The following is a 19,453-nucleotide window of genomic DNA, read 5'->3' on the forward strand; positions in this document are numbered from 1 at the left end:
TGCAGTAGCCCGCGATGACCCAGGGCGGACGAATGCCATGCTCCCTTCAAGAGCCCTGCTCCCGCGCACCGATTCCCGGAGGACCTGGCCCGGCTGGTCGTGGCGTTCGGCTTCGCCGGGCGGTCGATGGGTAGTCGTCGGGGCCGAGAACCCGCCTTGTGTCGGTGAGGGTCTGCTCGTGCAGGGGACTCGCCCGCCCGAAATCTCCCGCCGAGAAGGAGGCGTGGGCGAGGTTGCCACGAATGGCGAGGGTGTCGGGGGCGTCTGGGCCGTGCACCCGCTCTGCGCCGGCGAGGGCGCGTCGAAAGTAGCTGATCGCACGGCCGAGCTGGCCTTGGTTACCGAGGAAGCGGCCCGCGCGGTTGAGGAGCACCACACTGATCGCTGTGTCTGTGTGAACGGCAGCGTGGTCGGTGAGGGCGTCGATGTGGGGGAGTAGGGTGCGCCAGGTTGGCCAGGTCGAGGGATCGTCCCAAGCCGGGGCAGAGCCGTGTGAAGGTACGTGGTGGCCTGTTCACGGGCTTGTTCGATGTACTGGGGGGAGCACCCCCACCCCGTACGCCCCGACCGCAGTGCTGATCATTGGCACAACGTGGCCCACGATCACCTCTATCTCGGACACGCCCCCCAAGGGCGCTGCTGGTGCAAGGTCAGAAATGTTTCAGAGCGCATCTATTCGCACCGCGCTTGTACGCCGAGTCGGTCCTGCTTCACAAGCTCTGATCCGGCCCTCGACGCTTACGGGCCCCGAGCACTCACTGCTGCCCATGTCACCGCGACGCTGGGCCGTTACGGCCGTCACTACGGCGACCCCCTTGATCCGACGGGGCGGCGAACGCCTGCCGGGCCGTCGCCGTGGCGCTGGGAACCGTCGCGAGGGCGGCGTCGACGGCGGGATGGAGAGGACGCCGCTCGCCGATGGCGAGGGCCTGGACGAGCGCGTCGACCGCGTGGAACGCGTCGGAGGCCGCAGTCGGCGACCAGCCGGTGGCCTCCGCCTCGTCGCAGACCGTGCAGGCCACCGAGACGAGCAGCTCGGGCCGATCGTCCGCATGCCCACTCCTCGCTCCCGGGTCCAGCCCGATCGCCCACCGCGTGGCCCTCGTCGAGGAAGGGACGGGGGCGAGCGCGAGCACCGCCGACGTACCGGAGAGGGAGTCCACGAGCCGGTCGATCGCGGAGAGCATGGCGTTCGCGTCAGCCGGACGCCACTCATACGCGGGGGCCAGCTCGTGCACGCGTACCGCCACGTGGGTCAGCAGGAACCTCGTGCTCGGGGTGAACCATGATCCATGCCATCTCGACGTCCGCCGCGAACTCGTCGGCGGCCGTGCAGGCGTACGGGTCCCATCCCCCGACGGGACTGGTCGGGTCGAGCGCGGCGATCGTGTGTATCTGCTCGATGCAGCGCTCGTAGATGCGGGACAGCTCGGCATTCAGATTTGGCTCATCAGGTTTCTCCCTCTCGCGCCGGACCGCCCGGCGGGCGGTGAACCCTGCCCGAGGCCGCATCCGTCACCGTCACAGCGTGCGGCCAAGTCGGCCTCCGCGTCCGGTCGCGCTTCATGGCTGGCTGGCTCACTCACCGAGGGTTTCTGGGGCCTCTGCCGCTTCGACCTCAGGCTGAAGAAGACTGAGGAGATCATGCACGGCCCAGTCCGGAAGGGTGACCGCCGTGGTGGAGGGCAAGCCGCTGTTCCTCAGGAGGCCTCCTTGGAAGACGGCTCCGATGAGCCAGGAGAGGGTTTCATCGTCGAGGAGGTCGGGGTGCCCGGCGGCTGCTTCGGCGAAGTGCTCCGCATCGGGGAAGACGCTGGGCACGGCCGTGGGCAGGTCTCCGTCGCTCGCCGCGCGGAGACCGCGCGGCGGACCATCATTTCGTACCAGCCGGATCCCCACCATTCTCCGATCGACTCGGTGTGGGAACCGTGTATGGAGAGCAGGCGCAGGGTGGCCTCCGTGCCGAGGTTCTCGTCGACCTGCAGCCAGAGGTCGATCTCCCGGTGGATCGATGCGAGGATCGGCTCCCACTCTTCCTCGAAGATGTCCTGTAGGGCTTGGCCGTTCGCGAGCCGACGGGAATGCATCGTGAGGGCGAGGCGCACGGCCAGCCAGTCGACGCCGTCGGGGCGGACGTGGGGCATGACGGCCCGGGTGGCTGCGATGTCGGCGCGCGCCATGGTGATGTTGTCGATCTTGAAGTGCCATTCTTCGACGTCGCTTTCGCGTCGCCAGCATCATTCGGCAATGCCACGGGCCACCGCGTTCGGCACTGCGCCGGGGACGATCACTGGATAGGCGCGCAGTCCGCTGCCGATCCGCCAGGAGAACTCCGCGCGCGCGACCTGCCCCCGCCCCCGCCGGCACAGCAGATGTCGGGCCCGTCCTCTCCCACTTCCTGCTCCGCCCCGCCACCACACGTCTGCCGGGGGTGCAGCTGCCCACGACCGACGAGACCCTTGAGATCTTCACGCAGAACTTCCTGGGGGCCGACGCCCGGCCGGAGCCCCGGGGACGGGGTCTGGCACTGCCGCGGCTCCTTCCGCCCGTGATCACCGGATATTGCCGCACCGCCCTCACCGGCCTGCGGGAGTCCGGGGACGACTGCGGAAACTCTCGGGGCCGCCCGGCCACCACGCACGGTCGCCGAGTTCGCGGACGAGGGCGGGGACCAGCAGCGAGCGGACGACGAGGGTGTCGAGGAGGACGCCGAAGGCCACGATGAAGGCGATCTGGATGAGGAAGGCCAGGGGGATCACCCCGAGAGCGGCGAAGGTGGCGGCCAGCACGACGCCCGCGGAGGTGATGACCCCGCCGGTCGCGGTCAGCCCGCGCCGCAGCCCCTCACGGACGCCGTGGCGCACCGACTCCTCGCGGACGCGGGACATCAGAAAGATGTTGTAGTCCACGCCGAGGGCGACGAGGAAGACGAACCCGTACAGCGGAACGGAGGCGTCCACTGCGGTGAAACCGAAGACATGGGTGAAGACCAAGTAGGCGATGCCGAGCGTGGCGAAGAAGTTCAGCGCGACGGTGGCCACGAGGATCAGCGGCATCACCAGGGACCGCAGAAGTGCGGTGAGGATGACCAGGATGATCGCCAGAACGACCGGCACGATCAGGGCACGGTCGGTCGCGGCGGTCCGCTGGGTGTCGATCCGCTGGGCGGTGTAGCCGCCGACGAGGGCGTCGGCCCCCTCGATCTGATGGACGGCGTCCCGCAGTGCGGCCACGGTACGCTCGGCGGCCTCACCGTCGGCGGGGTCCTTCAGCGTGACATCGAGCCGTACGCGGCCGTCGACGACCAGAGGGGTTCGCCCGGGGCGGCCCTCGGCCGTGGCGGGCAAGACGGAGGAGACGCCGGGGACCGACCCGGCCGCGGCGGTGACGGCGCTGAGGCTCCCCGCGTCGGCGATGACGACGGCCGGACTGCCCGAGCCGCCGGGGAAATGCTCGCCCAGGGTCTTCTGGGCGGCGACCGACGGGGCCTCGCCGACGAAGGTTTCGTCCAGTGGGACGCCCCGGGAGACCAGCGCGGGGGCGAACGCGGCGCAGGCGAGCAGCGCGGCAAGGGTGAGGACCCAGACGCGGCGCGGGGCGCGGTCGACGAGGTCGGCGACCTTCCGCCACATCCGGTGTGCGCTGCCGCCGCTGCCCGCCGGGCCGGGACGCGCGGGCCAGTAGGCCACGCGCCCCAGCAGGACGAGGGCGGCCGGGAGGAAGGTGAGCGCGGCGGCCACGGCGCAGACGATGCCGATCGCGCCGACGGGTCCGAGGGCGCGGTTGTTGGTGAGATCGCTCAGCAGCAGAGCGAGCAGCCCGAGCGCCACGGTCGCGGCGCTGGCGAGGACGGGCCCGGCGGACCGGCGCAGCGCGGCGCGCATGGCGGCCGTCCGTTCGCCCGCGGTCTCCAATTCCTCGCGGAACCTCGCGGTCAGCAGCAGGGCGTAGTCGGTGGCCGCACCGATGACCAGGATCGACAGGATGCCCTGGACCTGGCCGTCTACGCGGACGATTCCCCGGTCGGCGAGCGCGTACACGATCGCGCAGGCGAGGGCCAGCGCGAACACGGCGGCGACGATGATCAGCAGGGGCAGCAGAACGCTGCGGTAGACCAGCAGGAGGATGACGAGGACGGTTGCGAGGGCAACGCCAAGGAGCAGTCCGTCGATGCCGGAGAAGGCGTTCTTGAGGTCGGCCTGCGCGGCGGCGGGTCCGGCGAGATGGACGGATGTACCGGTCACGGAGCGCGCATCGGCCCGTACGTCCGCCAGCACCGTCTCCAGCTGGTCGCCCAAATCCGTGCGGAGCGGTACGACGGCGCGCAGGGCACGGCCGTCGTCGGAGACGAGGGCCGGGGACACTGGCCCGGACAGCGTGGGCGCGCCGTCGAGTCGGGCCAGGGCGGCCGAGGCCTGCCCGCGCGCGGACTCCGGCAGGGCGGCGCCGTCCCGATCGGCGGTCCATACGACGACGAGGGGCAGGGTGTCGCTCTGCCGGAAGTCCTTCTGGGCGTCGATGACGCGGGTCGACTCGGCGCTGCGGGGCAGGAAGGCGGCCTGGTCGTTGGTGGCGACCTCGCCGAGCTTCCCGGCGTACGGGCCGAGGAGGCCGCCGATGCCGAGCCAGGCGACCAGGAGGGCGAGGGGGATCAGCAGGCGGGCGCCACGGGCGGCGAAGGACATGAGCGGCCCATCCGTTGTCTCGATAGCTCACTATCTTGATGGAGTGAGATATCCGGATCGTAGTGGATGCGAGAGGCAGTCGGGCCTCAGGGGGTGCGCGGGTTCACTGTGAGGGGTCGGTGAGCTGCCGCATCTCGTCGTTGAGGGCGTCGAGGAAGCGGCGGACGACGTCGAGTTCACGATCGTCGAACCGGCTGCCGGCCCGCCCTCCGGCGACCGCCAGCGGACGGAAGAAGGCCCGCGCGGCACGCCGCGCCTCATCCACGTACTCGATGTGTACGACGCGGCGGTCGGCGGTGTCGCGGCTGCGGCGGATGTGGCCGGCGCGCTCCAGCCGGTCCAGGCATGCGGTGACCGCCCCGGAAGTGAGACCCAGATGTACGCGGAGCATCCCGGGGGTGACCGGGCCATCGGCGTCGAGAACGGCGGCCAGGGCGTTGACGTCCGTGGGATGCAGACCCTGCGCCCCGGCGAAGGCGTGCACCAGCCGGTTCATCTCACTGTTCGTCCGGCGGAGCGACACCGCCAGGGCCATCAGCCGGGCGGGCGCCCCGGCGCCATCGCCACTGTCGTCCACAGGGGTGAGCCTACAGAAGAGAAGGACGCCGAGCGCTCCACACCCCTGTCCCCGAGGATGCGGTGGCGGCGGGCGGCTCGTCGTTCCGTGGAAGCGATGGCGCCGCCGAACCGGTGCGGCTTGTGGCGGCGAGACCCTGACGGGTAATGAACCTGGCGGGGCGTCAGTCACGACGGCGACAGGCCGCCGAACGAACCCACCGAAGCCGGATCCACCCATCGGCCCCGGTGCACGCGCCGGAGGGCACGACCGCCCGCGTCCGCACCGGTCGGCAAGAAGGCGTACTCCGCGTACCCTCCGCGCGACCTGCACGCAAGCGCGCACAGCAGTGCACGGCACGCAGCTGACGGAACCGGCGGCAGTCGGCTGCCGCGCGGTGAGCGCTGGAGGATCAGAACGCGAGTACGGGCCGGGCGGAGCAGTCCTCGTGCACGCCTTCGCCATCCGGACCGTAGACGAATTCGGGTTTCTGGCACAGATCTTGGGGAGTCGTCGCTGAGTGTTACTTCGGTGGTCGATTGCGAGGGAGCGATTCGCATGAGATCGCGTACGCCTTGTCGTCCGACAATCTGAGTTGACGCTCCATCAAGTGCTTGGCTGCCGCTGCTTCGGTCGGTCGGTCTTGCACGGTGATGGTGCTGGTCAGGTCATGCAGACCGATGCGCCGTTCTGGGACTCGCTGGCGTTCGACGGAATCGACGAGGTGGACGTCGAGGTGGTTTCGGGCGCGCTCGGCACGGTCGATGTAGTGGCGAGCGGCCGTGGGGCCGGGGCGACATGTCCGGACTGCGGCTGTTTTCTCGGACGGGGTCCACTACCGGTATCAGCGCAGGCTGAAGGCCCTCCCGCTCGCTGAGCAGGGCTTCACGATCCGGCTGACGGTCCGGCGGTTCATCTGCGGGTCCGTGGACTGCTCGCGCCGGACGTTTGCCGAGCCGTTCTCCGGGCCGGCCGCCCCGTACGCACGGTTCACCACTCGCCTCAACCACGCCCTGGAAGGAGTGGGGCTCGCCCTGGCTGGGCGGGCTGTCGCTCGGCTGGCGGCCCGGCCCGGCCCAGCTCGGCTTCGGTGCGGGGCGGATGACCCTGTTACGCAGGGTTATGGCACTGCCCGATCCGCGATTCAGCACTCCACGGGTGCTGGGCATGGACGACTTCGCGATCCATCGCGGCCAGACCTACGCCACGGTCTTGACCAGAATCGAAGACCATGGCGTGGTCGACGTGCTCCCGGCCCGCGAGGGCGGGCCGCTGGCCGCCTGGCTGATCCGGCACCCCGGCATGGAGATCATCTGCCGGGACCGGGCCGGCGCCTGCGCCGAGGGCGCCCGACACGGTGCCCCCGACGCTCTGCAAGTCGCTGACCGGTTTCATTTGTGGCAGGGCCTTGGCCGGGCTGTGGAGACCTGTGTCGCCGCCCATCGCGACTGCCTGCGCAATCCTTCGCCCAGCGTCTTGCTGCCGAGTGGCACCCGGCAGCAGGACAACTCGGAGCCAGTCGGTCGGCTAGCTGAGCGGAAGAAGGCAGCTCACGCACTGGTCCACGAGCTGCTCGCCGAAGGCCACTCGCGCCGGGCGATCGCCCGGCATCTGGGCCGGGGCCTCAACACCGTGCTCCGGTACGCGAACGCCGCACGCTGGCAGGAAACCTTCCGCGAAAACCGGCCCCGGCCCAGCAGACTCGCCCCCTACAAGCCCTGCCTGGAGCGACGCTTCACCGAGGGATGCACCAGCGTCACACGACTACACGGCGAGTTGCTTGCCGAGCACGCTCCTGTCACCTACGGCATGGTCCGCGCCCACATCGCCACCTTGCGCGTGACACCCGAGGCGCCGCCTCGCCCGCCGACGGTGCGGCAGATGACCGGCTGGCTCACCCGGCACCCCACGACCCTGACCGAGCAAGACCGGGCCGGCCTGAAGGGCGTCCTGGCCCGCTGCCCCGAACTGGACACACCGCCGGACACGTACGCGCCTCCCTGCACCCTCTCCGTTCGGCCGGGGCCGGGGCCGCCGAACGGAGAGGGGGTGGCGCGTCCTGTGGTCCACAGGGCGACTGGCACGGTATTCAGGCCATTCGATGGCCGGAACCAGCAGAAATACACCTCTCCCCTCGGAATCCGGCGCCGCCCATCTCGGTGCACTGACATGATCTTCGCAAGTTATGTGACATTTCACATTGCTCTCAGGTGAGGGCAATGGAAGAGGGAGGGCCCCATGAAGACTCTTGCCACTGTTGCGGTCGCCGCTGCGACCCTGGCCACCCTGGCCACCGGCCAGGAAGCCGTTGCCGCGCCGACCGGGCCGGCCGGAGCCGTCGTCACCTGCGGCACCCCCGGTGCGCCCGGGATCCTGCTGACCAGGGCCTGTGTCGAGGTGACCGGCAACCAGGTCCGCTTCTACGGGGTCGCAGCCACGACCAACTCCGGGTGGCAGCCCCAGCAGGTCGGCTTCACGGTCTCCGGCACTGTCGTCGGCAGCGCCCCGATAGCGCCCATCAACCCGGCCGTGCTCGTGCAGGCGGGCACGACCTCGGTCGGCAGCATCGTCACCACCGCGCCGTGCGGTTCGACGGTCACCGGCAGCTTCTCCGTGAACCAGTGGGGCTGGCCCCCGTCAACCGCAACCGTCTCGGCCGTGGTGTCCTGCTGACCAGAGGCTCCACCCGGCTCCCGAGCCCGCACCAAGAGCGACTCGCCGCCACCTCGGTGACCCACGCACTCTGAGCCCCTGAGACAGCACCCCGCCCCGGGGGCCGCAAACTCAGAGTGCGTGTACGGGCCAAGCTGGATAGGTCCTCGCCGCGGTCGTACCGGGACTGGCACCGGCTGCCTGACACGGGTCTGCTGATGTGAGGGGACGCCCAGGGCGAACGGCCATCGGCCGGACGCTCTGGGCGTCCGTCGTTTCCGTCACCGGCGAAGAAGGGACACATGGACGATGAGGTACATCGTGGGGGACCACGATCGGGCCTCGGCCCAAGGCCGGGTAGTTAACGTTTTCGCAGGTCATGCAGGCCAGTTGAAGGATTCCCCGACGCAAGAGCAACGGAGCTCGTTGGTACAGGCAGTCGACCAGGACAGCTTGTACTTGAGGAGCTCCGTTGCCGTTTCATGATGTCTTGTCGGCCCCGGTGGTGGCCATCACCCGTACGGTCACCGTGGCCGCGGGCCGGTTCGCGCCCGGCCATCTGGGCGAGCTGACGGCTGTCGTGCCGTTCGAGCTGGTCGACGCGGTCCCGGCGGAGACCCGCTCGGTGCAGCGACGACTGCGCGATCTTCCGTCGCGGGTCGGGGTCTACTTCCTGCTCGCGATGTGCCTGTTCCCCGAGGTCGGCTACCGGCTGGTCTGGGACAAACTGACCACCGGGCCGACCGAAGTGCCGGTGGCTTCTCCGACGCCGAAGGCCCTGCGTGATCCGCGCTGACGCCTGGGCAGTGCGCCGGTGCGGGTTCTGTTCGACGTTCTCGTGGGGCCTCTGGCCCGGCCGACGGCACCCGGCGTGCGGTTCGGGGCCGTACCGGACCGTGTAATTCGACGGCCGCAGCTCCCAGAAGGTCCCCGACTCCGGGGGAATCAGATCCTGGCTGGATCGAACCTCCCATCACGGCTATCCCGCAATGGAGTTGATGACTCCGGCCGAGACCGGGACACGGGCCTTGTCCGGCGCGGTGATCGGGCCCACCGCCGAAGGCGATACCAGCTGGGCCTCGCGCCTGCTGCGGCCGGACATGCTCGTCCTGTGGGACAAGGGCTTCGACGGCAACGACTTCCTCGCCGCCGTCACCGCGACCCGCGCCCAGTTCCTGGGCCGGCTCCGCAGCAACCGGCGAACTCCCGTTCTCACGCGTCTCGCCGATGGCTCGTATCTGTCGGGGTGATCGCCGGTCAGAAGGTCCGGGTGATCGACGCGACCATCACGGTGACCTGCGCTGACAGCACCGTGTTCACCAGCTCCTACCAGCTGGCCACCACCTTGACCGACGTCGGCCGCTACCCGGCGGCCGTGCTGGCGGGCCCCTACCACCAGCGGTGGGAACACGAATCGGCGTACTACGCGCTTCGCCATACGATCATGAACGGGCTGGCCCTGCGATCGGGCGACCCGGTAGGCGTGGTGTCGGCGCTCGGTGAGGGCTGTGTGCCGGAGGCCGACGCCCGCTCCTGGGAGGCCTGGCGGGCGTACGGCACGACCGGCCAGGAGCGCACCGTGGCGGCGGCCCGGGCCTGGGTCGACTACTGGCGGACGCCGTAGAGCCTGCCTGTCGTCACGCTCCTGCTCCGATCTGTCTGCCTTGCCTGACCCGCCCCGCCCCGCCCCGTCCCGCCCCGTCCCGTCTGCCCCGCGGGCGACGACGGGAGTGCGACGGGAACGTGACGACAGACCCCGGCCCCGCGACCGCACGATTCCGTGCCGTGTGGGACTTTGCCCACTCGTGGTCTAAAACTCGCCAGATTTTATCCAACCAAAGTCAAATTCAACCCAGTTGATCTACCGTGACTGCCTGTGCGCGAGCTGTGTGTCCGTGCACGCATGCCCTTGCACCGACCGATGTTCTTGGCACTGAGCGATGTTCATGCTGGTCCGCTTTGGGGGAGTGTGTCGTGGCAGCTGGGGTCTTGGCGCGTTCGCGCACCGTGCTCGTGGGGGTGCTGGGGCTGGCCCTGCTCGGCGCCACGGTCTCGGCACAGGCGGCGGAGTCCCCGCCACCGCGTACACCCGGCGCATCATCCACCCCATCCTCCACGGCCGAGGCCACGGCGGGCCCGCGCGCCAAGGCCGGTGCATCCACCGGCACGTCCACCGCGCCGACCACCTCGAACGCGGTCTACGCGTACGACGCGGCGGGCCGGCTGGTGGGCGTCACCGATCCGGCGGGCGAGACGGCCCGCTACCGCTTCGACGCGGCCGGAAACCGCCTCGCGGTCGAGCGTTTCGCCTCGGCGTCCCTGTCGGTGCTCTCGATGGTCCCGGTGCGCGCCGCGGCCGGCGCCCGGGTCACCCTCTCCGGTACCGGATTCGCCCCCGCCGCAGTGGACAACACCGTGGTCCTCGGCGGCAAGCCCGCCACCGTCGTCTCCGCCACCGCGACCCGGCTCGTCGTGCAGGTGCCCGCGGAGGCGGCGACCGGCAAGGCCGTCGTCGGCGTCGCCGGAGCCTCCGCCGAGTCCACCGAGACCTTCACCCCCGCCACCGGCGCCCCCGAGGTCACCGACCCCGGCGCCGTCGCCGGGATACCCGGCACGACCGTGGTCCTCCAGGGCCGCAACTTCGCCCCGGTCGCCACCGACAACCTGGTCCGTTTCAACGGCACCCTCGCCGAGGTCACGGCCGCCGTGCCGACCTCGCTCACCGTCAAGGTGCCGCCCGGCGCGACCACCGGACCGGTCACCCTCGTCACCCCCGACGGCCGGACCACGGCGGTCCCGTCCTTCACCATCGCCTTCGACGGCAGCGGCGAGGTCGAGTCCACGGCCACCACCTCGTACACCGCGACCACCCCGGCGACCGTCGGCGTCGTCAGCTCCGGCAACCTGGCCGAGGTCCAGTTCGACGCGAGCATCGGCGACGACGTCGCGTTCGCCTTCAACCGCTCGACCTTCGGCCGCAGCATCTACGTCCAGCTGCTCGACCCGCGCGGCAGGATCGTGCCCGACTTCTCGGAGTACGCCCGGGAGGTCAACGGCAGGCTGGCCGTCCGGGGTCTGCCCGCCAGCGGCCGCTATACCCTGGTCCTCAACCCGCAGGGCGCACGCGGCACCGTCGACGTGACCGCCTCCCGCAACCTGGTCGCGGCGCCGCTGTCCACGACCGGACCCTCCGCCACCGTGACGTTCCCCCGCCCCGGACAGGGTGCGAGTACCACCTTCAGCGCGACCGCCGGCGACAACCTGGTCCTCGCCGTCACCAACCGGCTCAGCGAATCCGCGACCCTCTCGATCGTCAAGCCGTCCGGCGAGTTCATCACCAACGGCCGCAGCATCCTGGCCGGAAGCTCCGAGGCCTTCCGCATGAACGGCCTCTCCGAGACGGGCACGTACAAGGTGTTCGTCGCGCCCCACCTGGGCGTGACCGGCTCCGTCGGCCTCACGCTCTCCGAGGACCTCCCGGTCCCCGTGACGGTCGACGGCGGCTCGGTGTCCACTCCGTTGACCCGCCCCGGACAGCGCGTCATGATCCGCTTCACGGGCCCGGCGGGCGGCGAGGTGAGCTTCGCGGCCACCGGCAACACCGTTGCCCAGTACACCGAGGCCTACATCAGCGGCCCGGGCCTCGGATCGAACCGCTACGTCGGGCAGTTCGCCCCGAGCCGCGACGGCGTGATGCACCTGCGCGACCTGCAACCCGGCGGCGCGTACACCCTCGCCGTCACCGCCGACTCCGCCGCCACCGGCACCTTCACCACCTGGCTCTCGACACCGCTGCGGGTCGGCCCGCTCGCCGACGGTACCCCGCTCACGGCCTCCACCACCCGGCCCGGCCAGCAGGTGCACTTCACCGTCGACCCGGCCCTCGGATCCGCTGGATCGGTCAACGTCAGCGGCCTCACCCTCGGCGACACGCGCATATTCGCCCGCTTCCCCGGCGACTCGGCCGACCGGGACTACGGCACGACCACCACCGGAAAGGACATCGACCTCCGCGGCCCGCTGCCCCCCGGCGAACACCTGGTCATCGTCCGCCCGCAGAGTGCCGCCACCGGCAGCGCCGTCGCCGAACTCCTCCCCGACGTCCTCGGCGGCACCCTCACGGTCGGCGGCCCCCGCCTCTCCGCCACCCTCACCCGCCCGGGCCAGAACGCCCGTTACGCCTTCACCACCACGGCGGGCGGTTACCTCCGGCTCGACATCGAGGCCTCCCCGTACTCCTGGGAGCTGTCGGTACGGGCACCCGACGGGAGCTGGGTCACCAACGCCCGCTGGGTCGGCGACAGCAGCACGTACTACGACCTCTATCTGCCGGGCGCCGGCACGTACACCCTCACGGCGGCCCCGGATTCCGCTGCCATCGGCACCTTCACCCTCGGCCTGTCCGCCGCGACCGCCCGCCGGGCCCAAGACGGCAAGCCCGCCACCGCGCAGGCTCCCGCCCCCCGTACACCGGTGGCCCCCCTGCGGGGGAGTGAGCCGGTAGGGCCGGATGCGTGGCGGCCGGGGAAGGCGAATCTGGCAGGTGAGGACTGGCGTTGGGGCCGTGGCGGTGTCCCGGAGGAACCGCCGGTGCTGCGTGCGCCGGTGGGCCGTACGGCGTTGACGGGGCAGGTGCTGAAGCTGGACGGGAAGCCCCTCGCGGGTGTGTCGGTGCGGGTGGGCGCGCAGAGCTCCCGTACGGACGCGCGCGGGCGGTTCGTGCTGGCGGGGATCGATGCGCAGGCGCGGACGCTGGTGGTGGACGGTGCCACGGCCAACACCTCCGACCGCACGTACGGCCGATTCGACATCCGGATCCACCCGAAGGCGGGGAAGTCCGTCGACCTGGGCTTCCCGGTGTGGATGACCCCGCTCGACACCCGCAACACCGTGCGCTTCGAAGCCCCCGCCACCCGCGACGTGGTGCTGAAGACCCCGCGGATCCCGGGCCTGGAGGTACGGATCCCGAAGGGCTCGGTGGTCCGCGACGAACACGGCCGCGCCGTCACCGAACTCGGCATCACCGCCATCCCGATCGACCGCGCACCGTTCCCGCTGCCCGCCCACGGGATCGTGCCCGTCTACTTCACGGTCCAGCCGGGCGGCACGTATGTCTTCCCCCGGGGCGCGCAGATCGTCTACCCCAACTACACACACCGCGCGCCCGGTACGCGGGTCGACTTCATGGACTACGACCCCAAGGGCAAGGGCTGGCACGTCTACGGCCACGGCCAGGTCTCCCCGGACGGAAAGCAGGTCGTACCGGACGCCAAGACCCGCGTCTGGGCCTTCCACGGCGCCATGTTCAACACCTCCGACACCTTCCCCTTCGGCCTGTCCCGCCTCCAGGACGCCATCGACTGGCTGTCGGGCGACCCCGTCGACCTGGCGAGCGGCATGCTCACCGACACCCGTACCGACCTGGCCGTCTCCGGGGACCTCGGCAGCGTCCAGGTGGACCGCAGCTACTGGCAGGGCGACACCCGCTCACGCGCCTTCGGCGTCGGCCGGGACCTCTCCTACAACGTCTTCTTCTCCTCCAAGAAGGAATACGAGCAGGTCGACCTCTACATGCCGGGTGGCGTGAAGGTCCATATGGTGCGCACCTCGCCGGGTACCGGCTACACCGACGCCGTCTTCGAACCCCTCGACACGCAGAGCGGGTTCCGGGGTGCCAAGCTCATCAACGACAGAGCGGGAAAATGGGAGTTGCGCTTCCGGGACGGCGCGGTGTGGATCTTCCCGCAGTACCGGCCGCTCCAGGAGATCCGCGACCGGCACGGCAATGCGGTCCGGATCACCCGCATGGACGACAACGGCAAGCAGGGACCCGTGGTGCGCGTCGACGCCCCCGGCGGGCGGTGGGTCAAGTTCTCCTACGACGAGCAGCTGCGGGTTTCCAAGGCCCGTGACAACACCGGCCGTTCGGTCCTCTACGGCTATGACGCCGCAGGTCGTCTGGCCACGGTGACCGACCCGGCGGGCAAGCAGTCGACGTACACCTACGACGGCACCAGCAACCGCATCGCGACGGCCACCGACGCCCGCGGCATCACCTACCTGAACAACGAGTACGACGGCGACGGCCGGGTCAGGCGCCAAGTCCTGCCGGAGGGTGCCGAGTACGTCTTCGTCTACCGCAAGGACGCGACGGGCAACGTCACGGCCACCGAGGTGATGCAGCCCGGCGGCGCCGTGCGCCGGGTCGAGTTCGACGCGCTGGGCCACGGCCTCGCCGACACCCAGGCCTACGGCACGCCCCTCGCCCGCAGGACCGTCTTTCAGCGCGGCCCCGCCAACCGCGTCGACTCCGTCACCGACCCCTTCGGCCGCCGCTCCGACATCACGTACGACACCAACGGGAACGTCACCTCCGTGACCCGGCTCGCCGGGACGGCGAACGCCCGCAGTTCGGCGACGACCGTGTACGACGGCCCGTTCGACCAGCCGACCAAGGTCACCGACCCGCTCGGCGCGGTCACGCTGAACACCTACGACCCGGCCGGCAACGCCGCCACCATCACCGACCCGGAGGGGCGCACCACCACCTTCACGTACCGGCCCGACGGCCAGACCGCCTCGGCCGAGGACGCGACCGGTGCGGTCACGCGGTACCACTACAGCGACGGTACCCTTGTGTCGGTCGAGGACCCGATGGGCCGCACGGCCGGCCGGTTCACCGACGCGGCGGGCCGGGTGACGGTGCTGACCGACACCACCGGCTCGCGGACCATGATGGCGTACGACCGGCTCAACCAGCCGACCCGCACCACCGATCCGCTCGGCCAGGCCCTCGCCTTCGGCTACGACGCCAACGGCAACCTGACCAGCCTCACCGACGCCCGCGGCAACGCGTCGACCTGGACCTTCGACAACGCCGACCGGCCGAAGACAGCCACCGATCCGCTCGGCGCCCAGGCCTCGTTCGGCTACGACCCGGCCGGGCGGCTCAGCACCGCCACCAGTCGCGACGGCAAGGTCAGCACGTCCACGTACGACCTGCTGGGCCGTCCCGACACGGTCCGCTACGGGGTGACCTCGCCGGTCAACGCCGACTCCACCGCCACCTACGAGTACGACGCCGTCGGTCTGCCGCGGAGGATCACCGACAGCCGGGCCGGCGTCCGGTCCTTCACCTACGACGTGCTGGACCGGCCCCGCACCGTCACCGGCCCCACCGGCACGGTCACCTACACCCACGACGACGCCGACCGCCGCACCGGCACGGAGGCCGCCGGGGTCGTGACCACCTACGGGTACGACAGGTCCTCGTTCCTGAAGTCGGTGAAGACCGGCACCCAGGAAGTGACCTTCACTCCGGACGCTCTCGGCCGCGAACGCACTGCCACCCTGCCTGGCGGCATCGTCCGGACCACCGGCTACGACGCCGCCGGATCGGTCACCTCCATCGGCTACGCGCGGGGTGCGACGCCGGTCGGCGACCTCGCGTACGCCCGGGACGCGCGCGGCTTCACCGCCGGGCTGTCGGGCTCGCTCGCGAGCGTGGCCCTGCCCGCCGCAGAATCCGGTTCCGTCTTCGACGAGGACAACCGGCTGACGTCCTTCGCCGGGCGCTCGCTCACGTACGACAACGAAGGGCGCCTCACGGGTGACGGGCTGCGCTCGTACACCTGGGACGCGCGGGGGCGGCTGACCGGGCTCACCCCGGCCGGGTCCGGGCAGACGACCGCCCTCGGCTACGACGCGGGCGGTATCCGCTTCTCCAAGAAGACGGGCACGGTTGAGAAGCGCTCCCTGGCGGACGGCTCCAATCCGTTCGTGGAGCAGGATGCGGCGGGCGCGACGACGGCCACGGTCGCCATGTCCGGTCTCGACGAGTACCTGACCCGTACCGAGGGTGGGCAGACCCAGGTCTATCTGACCGACGCGCTCGGCACGGTCGTCGGCCTCGCCCATGCCGACGGCACGGTCGCGACGCGCTACACGTACGACCCCAACGGACAGGTGACCCGTACGGGTGCCGAGTCCACCAACCCGTACACCTTCACCGGCCGTGAGGACGACGGCACCGGGCTGCTGTACCACCGGGCCCGCTACTACGACCCGCAGACCGGACGTTTCATCTCGCAGGACCCGATCGGGCACGCGGGCGGTCCGAACCTCTACCAGTACGCCCTCTCCGCCCCCACCGCTTACACCGACCCCACCGGCAACAACCCCCTCCTCATCGGCTGCGCCGTCGGCGCGGCGGTGGACGGGGCCATGGACTGGGGTGCGCAGCGGCTGTCGGGCCGCAAGGTCGACTGGGGCCAGGTCGGGACGTCGGCGCTGATCGGGTGTGCGACGGGGATGCTCGGGCCGCTGATCTCCGGCTCGAAGTGGTTCAAGCGGGTCGCCGCCATGTGCGGGCGCAACAGCTTCACCGAGGGCACCCTGGTTCTGATGGCCGACGGCACCCGCAAACCGATCGAGGACGTCCGGGTCGGCGACGAAGTCGCCGCCACCGACCCCGAAACCGGCGAGAGCGGCCCCCGCAAGGTCACCGCCCTCATCCGCGGCTCCGGCGAGAAGAACCTCGTCGACATCACCGTCACCGCCGCCGACGGCCGCCCCGACTCCCTCACCGCCACCACCGAACACCCCTTCTGGCTCCCCGACTCCAAGGCCTGGGCCGCCGCCGACACCCTCCGGCCCGGCCAGTGGCTCCGCACCGCCGCCGGAACCCACGTCCAGATCACCGCGATCCGCCACCGCACCGCCACCGCCGACGTCTTCAACCTCACCGTCGACGACCTGCACACCTACTACGTCCTCGCGGGCGACACCTCCGTCCTCGTCCACAACACCTCACCGCTCTGCCAGAACCACGGCGGCGCACACGGCAGCCCCACCGGCGCCGGAGCCGTGTCCGGACCTGCGCCACAGCGCGCCGCGGATATGCTCGACAAGGTCAACAAGCGCCCCGGCGGCACCGGGAGGGTGCCGGGATACAACGGGAACTCCAACTGGGGCAACAACATGGGTGAGTTGCCCGGCGGCAAGTACCGGGAATGGGACGTCAACGCCATCGACGACCTCCCCGTGTGCAGCGCCCCCGGCTGCGACAAGGCGATCCGCGGTGCCGAACGCCTCCTCACACCGAAGGACGGCCCGGGGCCCGCCTACTACACACCCGACCACTACGGCACCTACTACTACGTCGGCGAATTCCTGGGGTGACAGCAGAAGTGAGCCTGAAAGCGATGGCGATGGCGATGGCGAAGACGAAGGCGGAGCATTCGTGACCTCCTTCGACGTGAGCGGGACCCGGGGACCCTGGGTGGTCTTCGGGCCCGCCCGCGCCCGCGAGAGCGGCGTGCTCCGGCGGCAGCTCGACGCGCTGGCCGACCGGGGCGGCCGGGTGCACACCTTCCGGGCCGCTGACCTGGACGACGCGGCGGGCGTCTTCCGGGAGTTCGCGGACACCTTCCGCTTCCCCGGCTACTTCGGGCGGAACTGGGACGCGGTCGTCGACTGCCTGGACGACCTCTGCGCCGAGGTCACCGGTGGCATTGGAACGGCCGGGGTGATCGAGGGCGCCGACAGCCTGCTCGGCGCACCCCACCTGCGCCTGTTCGTGTCCGTGCTCTGCCAGGGCGCCGCCCGTGCCAACGCGGCCGCCGACCCGGACGGGGATTCGCTGCCCCGGCCCGCCACCGCCCAGCACTTCGTCTTCCTGCTGGACGAACACGAGGCCGCGGACTTCGCGGACGCGCTCACCCACCCCGACCTGACCCTGGCCGGGGACGGACCGTTCCTCACGGTGACCCTCGACCCCGAGGCCTGGTAGGCCCGCACACCCGAAAGGACGGCGCACGGCCGATGCACGACGAGCGGCAGACGGAGCACCGGGACGGCACGGGGCCGCGGCGGGGCCCGGGTCCGGGGCCGCGCCGACGGTCGCTGCTGGCCGGGCTGCCGCTCGCGGCCCTGGGCGCGGCCGCGGCGGGCTGCACGGACGACGGCGCGGACGGCACCGGCGGCGGCAAGGGTGGTCGTACGGGCGGGCTTCCCGTGCAGCTGCGCGGGGCCGAGCCGCCCGTGCACGCCCAGTTCATCGCCCTGGACGCGGCGGCCGGGCCCGGGGGGCCGGGCCGTGACGCCGTGGCCGGGCTGCTGAAGGACCTCGACGCGGCCGTCGAGGGCTCGGACGTCACGGCCGGTGTCGCGCTCGGCGCGGGCGCCTTCGCGGCCGGTTCCGCCGCCCGCCCGCGTCGGCTGCGGCCGATGCCCGCCTTCACCGGTGACCTCCTCGACGACGCCCGCACCCATGGTGACCTGCTGCTGCACCTGGCCGGGCCGAGCCGTGGCGACGTACGGGAAGCGGTGGACCGCATCCTGGCGCGGGCCCCGGGCTGGCGGGTGCGCTGGCGGGCCGCCGGATTCCGCGACGACAGCCGTACCGCCGGGGGGCGCGGCCTGACCCGCGACCCGTTCGGCTTCACCGAGGGCCACGGCAACCCGGCGGCGGACCCGGAGACCGCCGGGCGGACCCTCGTACGGGCCGGTGACGGCGAACCCGGCTGGGCCGTCGGCGGCAGCTACCAGGTGGTCCGCGTCATCCGGCTCGCCACTGCCCTGTGGGACCGGGACACGGTGCACGAACAGGAACGGATCATCGGCCGCCGCCGTGACGGCCGCTGGCTCGACGGCACCCCGGCCACCACCCGTCCCGACTTCGGCACCGACCCGCAGGGCCGCCTCACCCCGCTCGACGCGCACGTCCGGCGGGCCGCCCCGGACCGGCGCGACCCGCCCCCGCTGGTCCGGCGCAGCTACGCCTACGACAGCGGACCCGACGACCGAGGCCTGCTCTTCTCCTGCTTCCAGCGCGACCTGGCGGCCGGTTTCGAGACCGTCCAGCGGCGACTCGCGGGCGAGGCCATGACCCAGTACCAGCTGACCGTCGGCGGCGGCTACTTCTTCGTACCGCCGCCCGGGGACGCCTGGCCGGCCGCCCTCGGCTGACCCGCCGGGTCAGCCGGACCCGTTCACCGGCAGCCGTGCCCCCACCCCTCCCCGTGCCCGGCTTCGGGAGGGGGACGGTCGTACCGCTGCCGCGCGTAGCGCCCGTTTGCTACCAGCCAGTGGTCAATTCGGGGCTCTCCGTCGTCTGAGCGGAGGACGGAGCTGCTGCGCCCGTACATTGCTTCCGAATACCTGTAGTACGTCGGCCGACCGAAATCTGTGACACCACCGCCCGGAACCCCTCCGAGAGGCCGCCCCTGTCCGACGCTTCCGCTACACGTAGTGCCTCCGGGCGCACAACAGGTAGGAGCCGTCTTTCGATCGGAATCCCAGGTGCCGCGAATCCCTGTAGACGGTGCCGACGCGTTTGTCGGTCCAGCCAGGGACGAAGAGTGGGGAGCAGGTGGCGGTGGGGGTGTCGAAGCGTTGGAGAACCTGCCACAGCCCCGTTCCTGAGTCGGGCATCTCGTCGCACTTGGCGAGAGACCAAACATGTCAGACCGCGTTTGAGATCTGCCATGGGACGATCGGTCGGTGACTCGACTCGTGGACCGTGACCGCTCCCTTGAGGAGCTTGAGTGTGACCGCTGGT

14 protein-coding genes are annotated in these 19,453 nt (G+C 71.1%); 9 read left to right on the forward strand and 5 right to left on the reverse strand.

The genetic code is table 11. The annotated features are described in order from the left end of the window. Positions 1–46 precede the first annotated feature (46 nt). Positions 47–316, reverse strand: coding sequence for a tetratricopeptide repeat protein (locus ACIRQY_RS23185; protein WP_403928713.1), 270 nt, complete (start codon positions 314–316; stop codon positions 47–49). Here ACIRQY_RS23185 and ACIRQY_RS23190 point away from each other — a divergent pair. Continuing rightward, positions 224–439, forward strand: a complete 216-nt coding sequence (locus tag ACIRQY_RS23190; protein ID WP_403928717.1) for a hypothetical protein — start codon at positions 224–226, stop codon at positions 437–439. The two genes, ACIRQY_RS23185 and ACIRQY_RS23190, sit on opposite strands and share 93 nt — an antisense overlap. A 331-nt stretch (positions 440–770) precedes the next feature. Here ACIRQY_RS23190 and ACIRQY_RS23195 read toward each other — a convergent pair whose 3' ends face one another. From ACIRQY_RS23195 to ACIRQY_RS23210, 4 genes are all read right to left on the reverse strand, one after another. Next, complete coding sequence (locus tag ACIRQY_RS23195) at positions 771–1,250, reverse strand: hypothetical protein (RefSeq protein WP_403928668.1); 480 nt, start codon at positions 1,248–1,250, stop codon at positions 771–773. Positions 1,251–1,700: 450 nt separating this feature from the next. Further along, positions 1,701–2,180, reverse strand: a complete 480-nt coding sequence (locus ACIRQY_RS23200; protein ID WP_403928671.1) for a hypothetical protein — start codon at positions 2,178–2,180, stop codon at positions 1,701–1,703. Between the two features lie 396 nt (positions 2,181–2,576). Next, entirely contained in the window at positions 2,577–4,685 is a 2,109-nt protein-coding gene (locus tag ACIRQY_RS23205) for an MMPL family transporter (RefSeq protein ID WP_403928674.1), read from the reverse strand. A 103-nt stretch (positions 4,686–4,788) separates the two neighbouring features. Beyond that, entirely contained in the window at positions 4,789–5,220 is a 432-nt protein-coding gene (locus ACIRQY_RS23210; RefSeq protein ID WP_351794714.1) for a MarR family transcriptional regulator, read from the reverse strand. Between the two features lie 1,188 nt (positions 5,221–6,408). Between ACIRQY_RS23210 and ACIRQY_RS23215 the strand changes: the two genes are divergently transcribed. The 8 genes from ACIRQY_RS23215 to ACIRQY_RS23250 all read left to right on the forward strand — a co-directional run bounded on the left by ACIRQY_RS23215 (position 6,409) and on the right by ACIRQY_RS23250 (position 18,861). After that, positions 6,409–7,455 (forward strand): transposase, encoded by a 1,047-nt coding sequence (locus ACIRQY_RS23215; protein ID WP_403928677.1) that lies wholly within the window; start codon positions 6,409–6,411, stop codon positions 7,453–7,455. A gap of 24 nt (positions 7,456–7,479) precedes the next feature. Further along, positions 7,480–7,914, forward strand: coding sequence for a hypothetical protein (locus ACIRQY_RS23220; RefSeq protein ID WP_403928680.1), 435 nt, complete (start codon positions 7,480–7,482; stop codon positions 7,912–7,914). 469 nt (positions 7,915–8,383) lie between these two features. Then, a complete protein-coding gene (locus ACIRQY_RS23225) occupies positions 8,384–8,689 on the forward strand; it encodes a transposase domain-containing protein (RefSeq protein ID WP_403928683.1) in 306 nt (101 codons plus the stop codon). Positions 8,690–8,891: 202 nt separating this feature from the next. Continuing rightward, positions 8,892–9,143 (forward strand): hypothetical protein, encoded by a 252-nt coding sequence (locus tag ACIRQY_RS23230; protein WP_403928686.1) that lies wholly within the window; start codon positions 8,892–8,894, stop codon positions 9,141–9,143. A gap of 20 nt (positions 9,144–9,163) precedes the next feature. Beyond that, the gene (locus ACIRQY_RS23235; protein ID WP_403928689.1) at positions 9,164–9,517 is read left to right on the forward strand and encodes a hypothetical protein; all 354 of its coding nucleotides are present in this window, start codon (positions 9,164–9,166) and stop codon (positions 9,515–9,517) included. A 350-nt stretch (positions 9,518–9,867) separates the two neighbouring features. Next, positions 9,868–17,073 (forward strand): RHS repeat-associated core domain-containing protein, encoded by a 7,206-nt coding sequence (locus ACIRQY_RS23240; RefSeq protein ID WP_403928692.1) that lies wholly within the window; start codon positions 9,868–9,870, stop codon positions 17,071–17,073. Between the two features lie 61 nt (positions 17,074–17,134). Beyond that, a complete protein-coding gene (locus ACIRQY_RS23245) occupies positions 17,135–17,683 on the forward strand; it encodes a barstar family protein (RefSeq protein ID WP_403928695.1) in 549 nt (182 codons plus the stop codon). Positions 17,684–17,715: 32 nt separating this feature from the next. Continuing rightward, complete coding sequence (locus ACIRQY_RS23250) at positions 17,716–18,861, forward strand: Dyp-type peroxidase (protein ID WP_403928698.1); 1,146 nt, start codon at positions 17,716–17,718, stop codon at positions 18,859–18,861. Positions 18,862–19,453: the final 592 nt, after the last annotated feature.

The organism is Streptomyces sp. NPDC101490 (assembly GCF_044767145.1).
GTDB lineage: Bacteria > Actinomycetota > Actinomycetes > Streptomycetales > Streptomycetaceae > Streptomyces.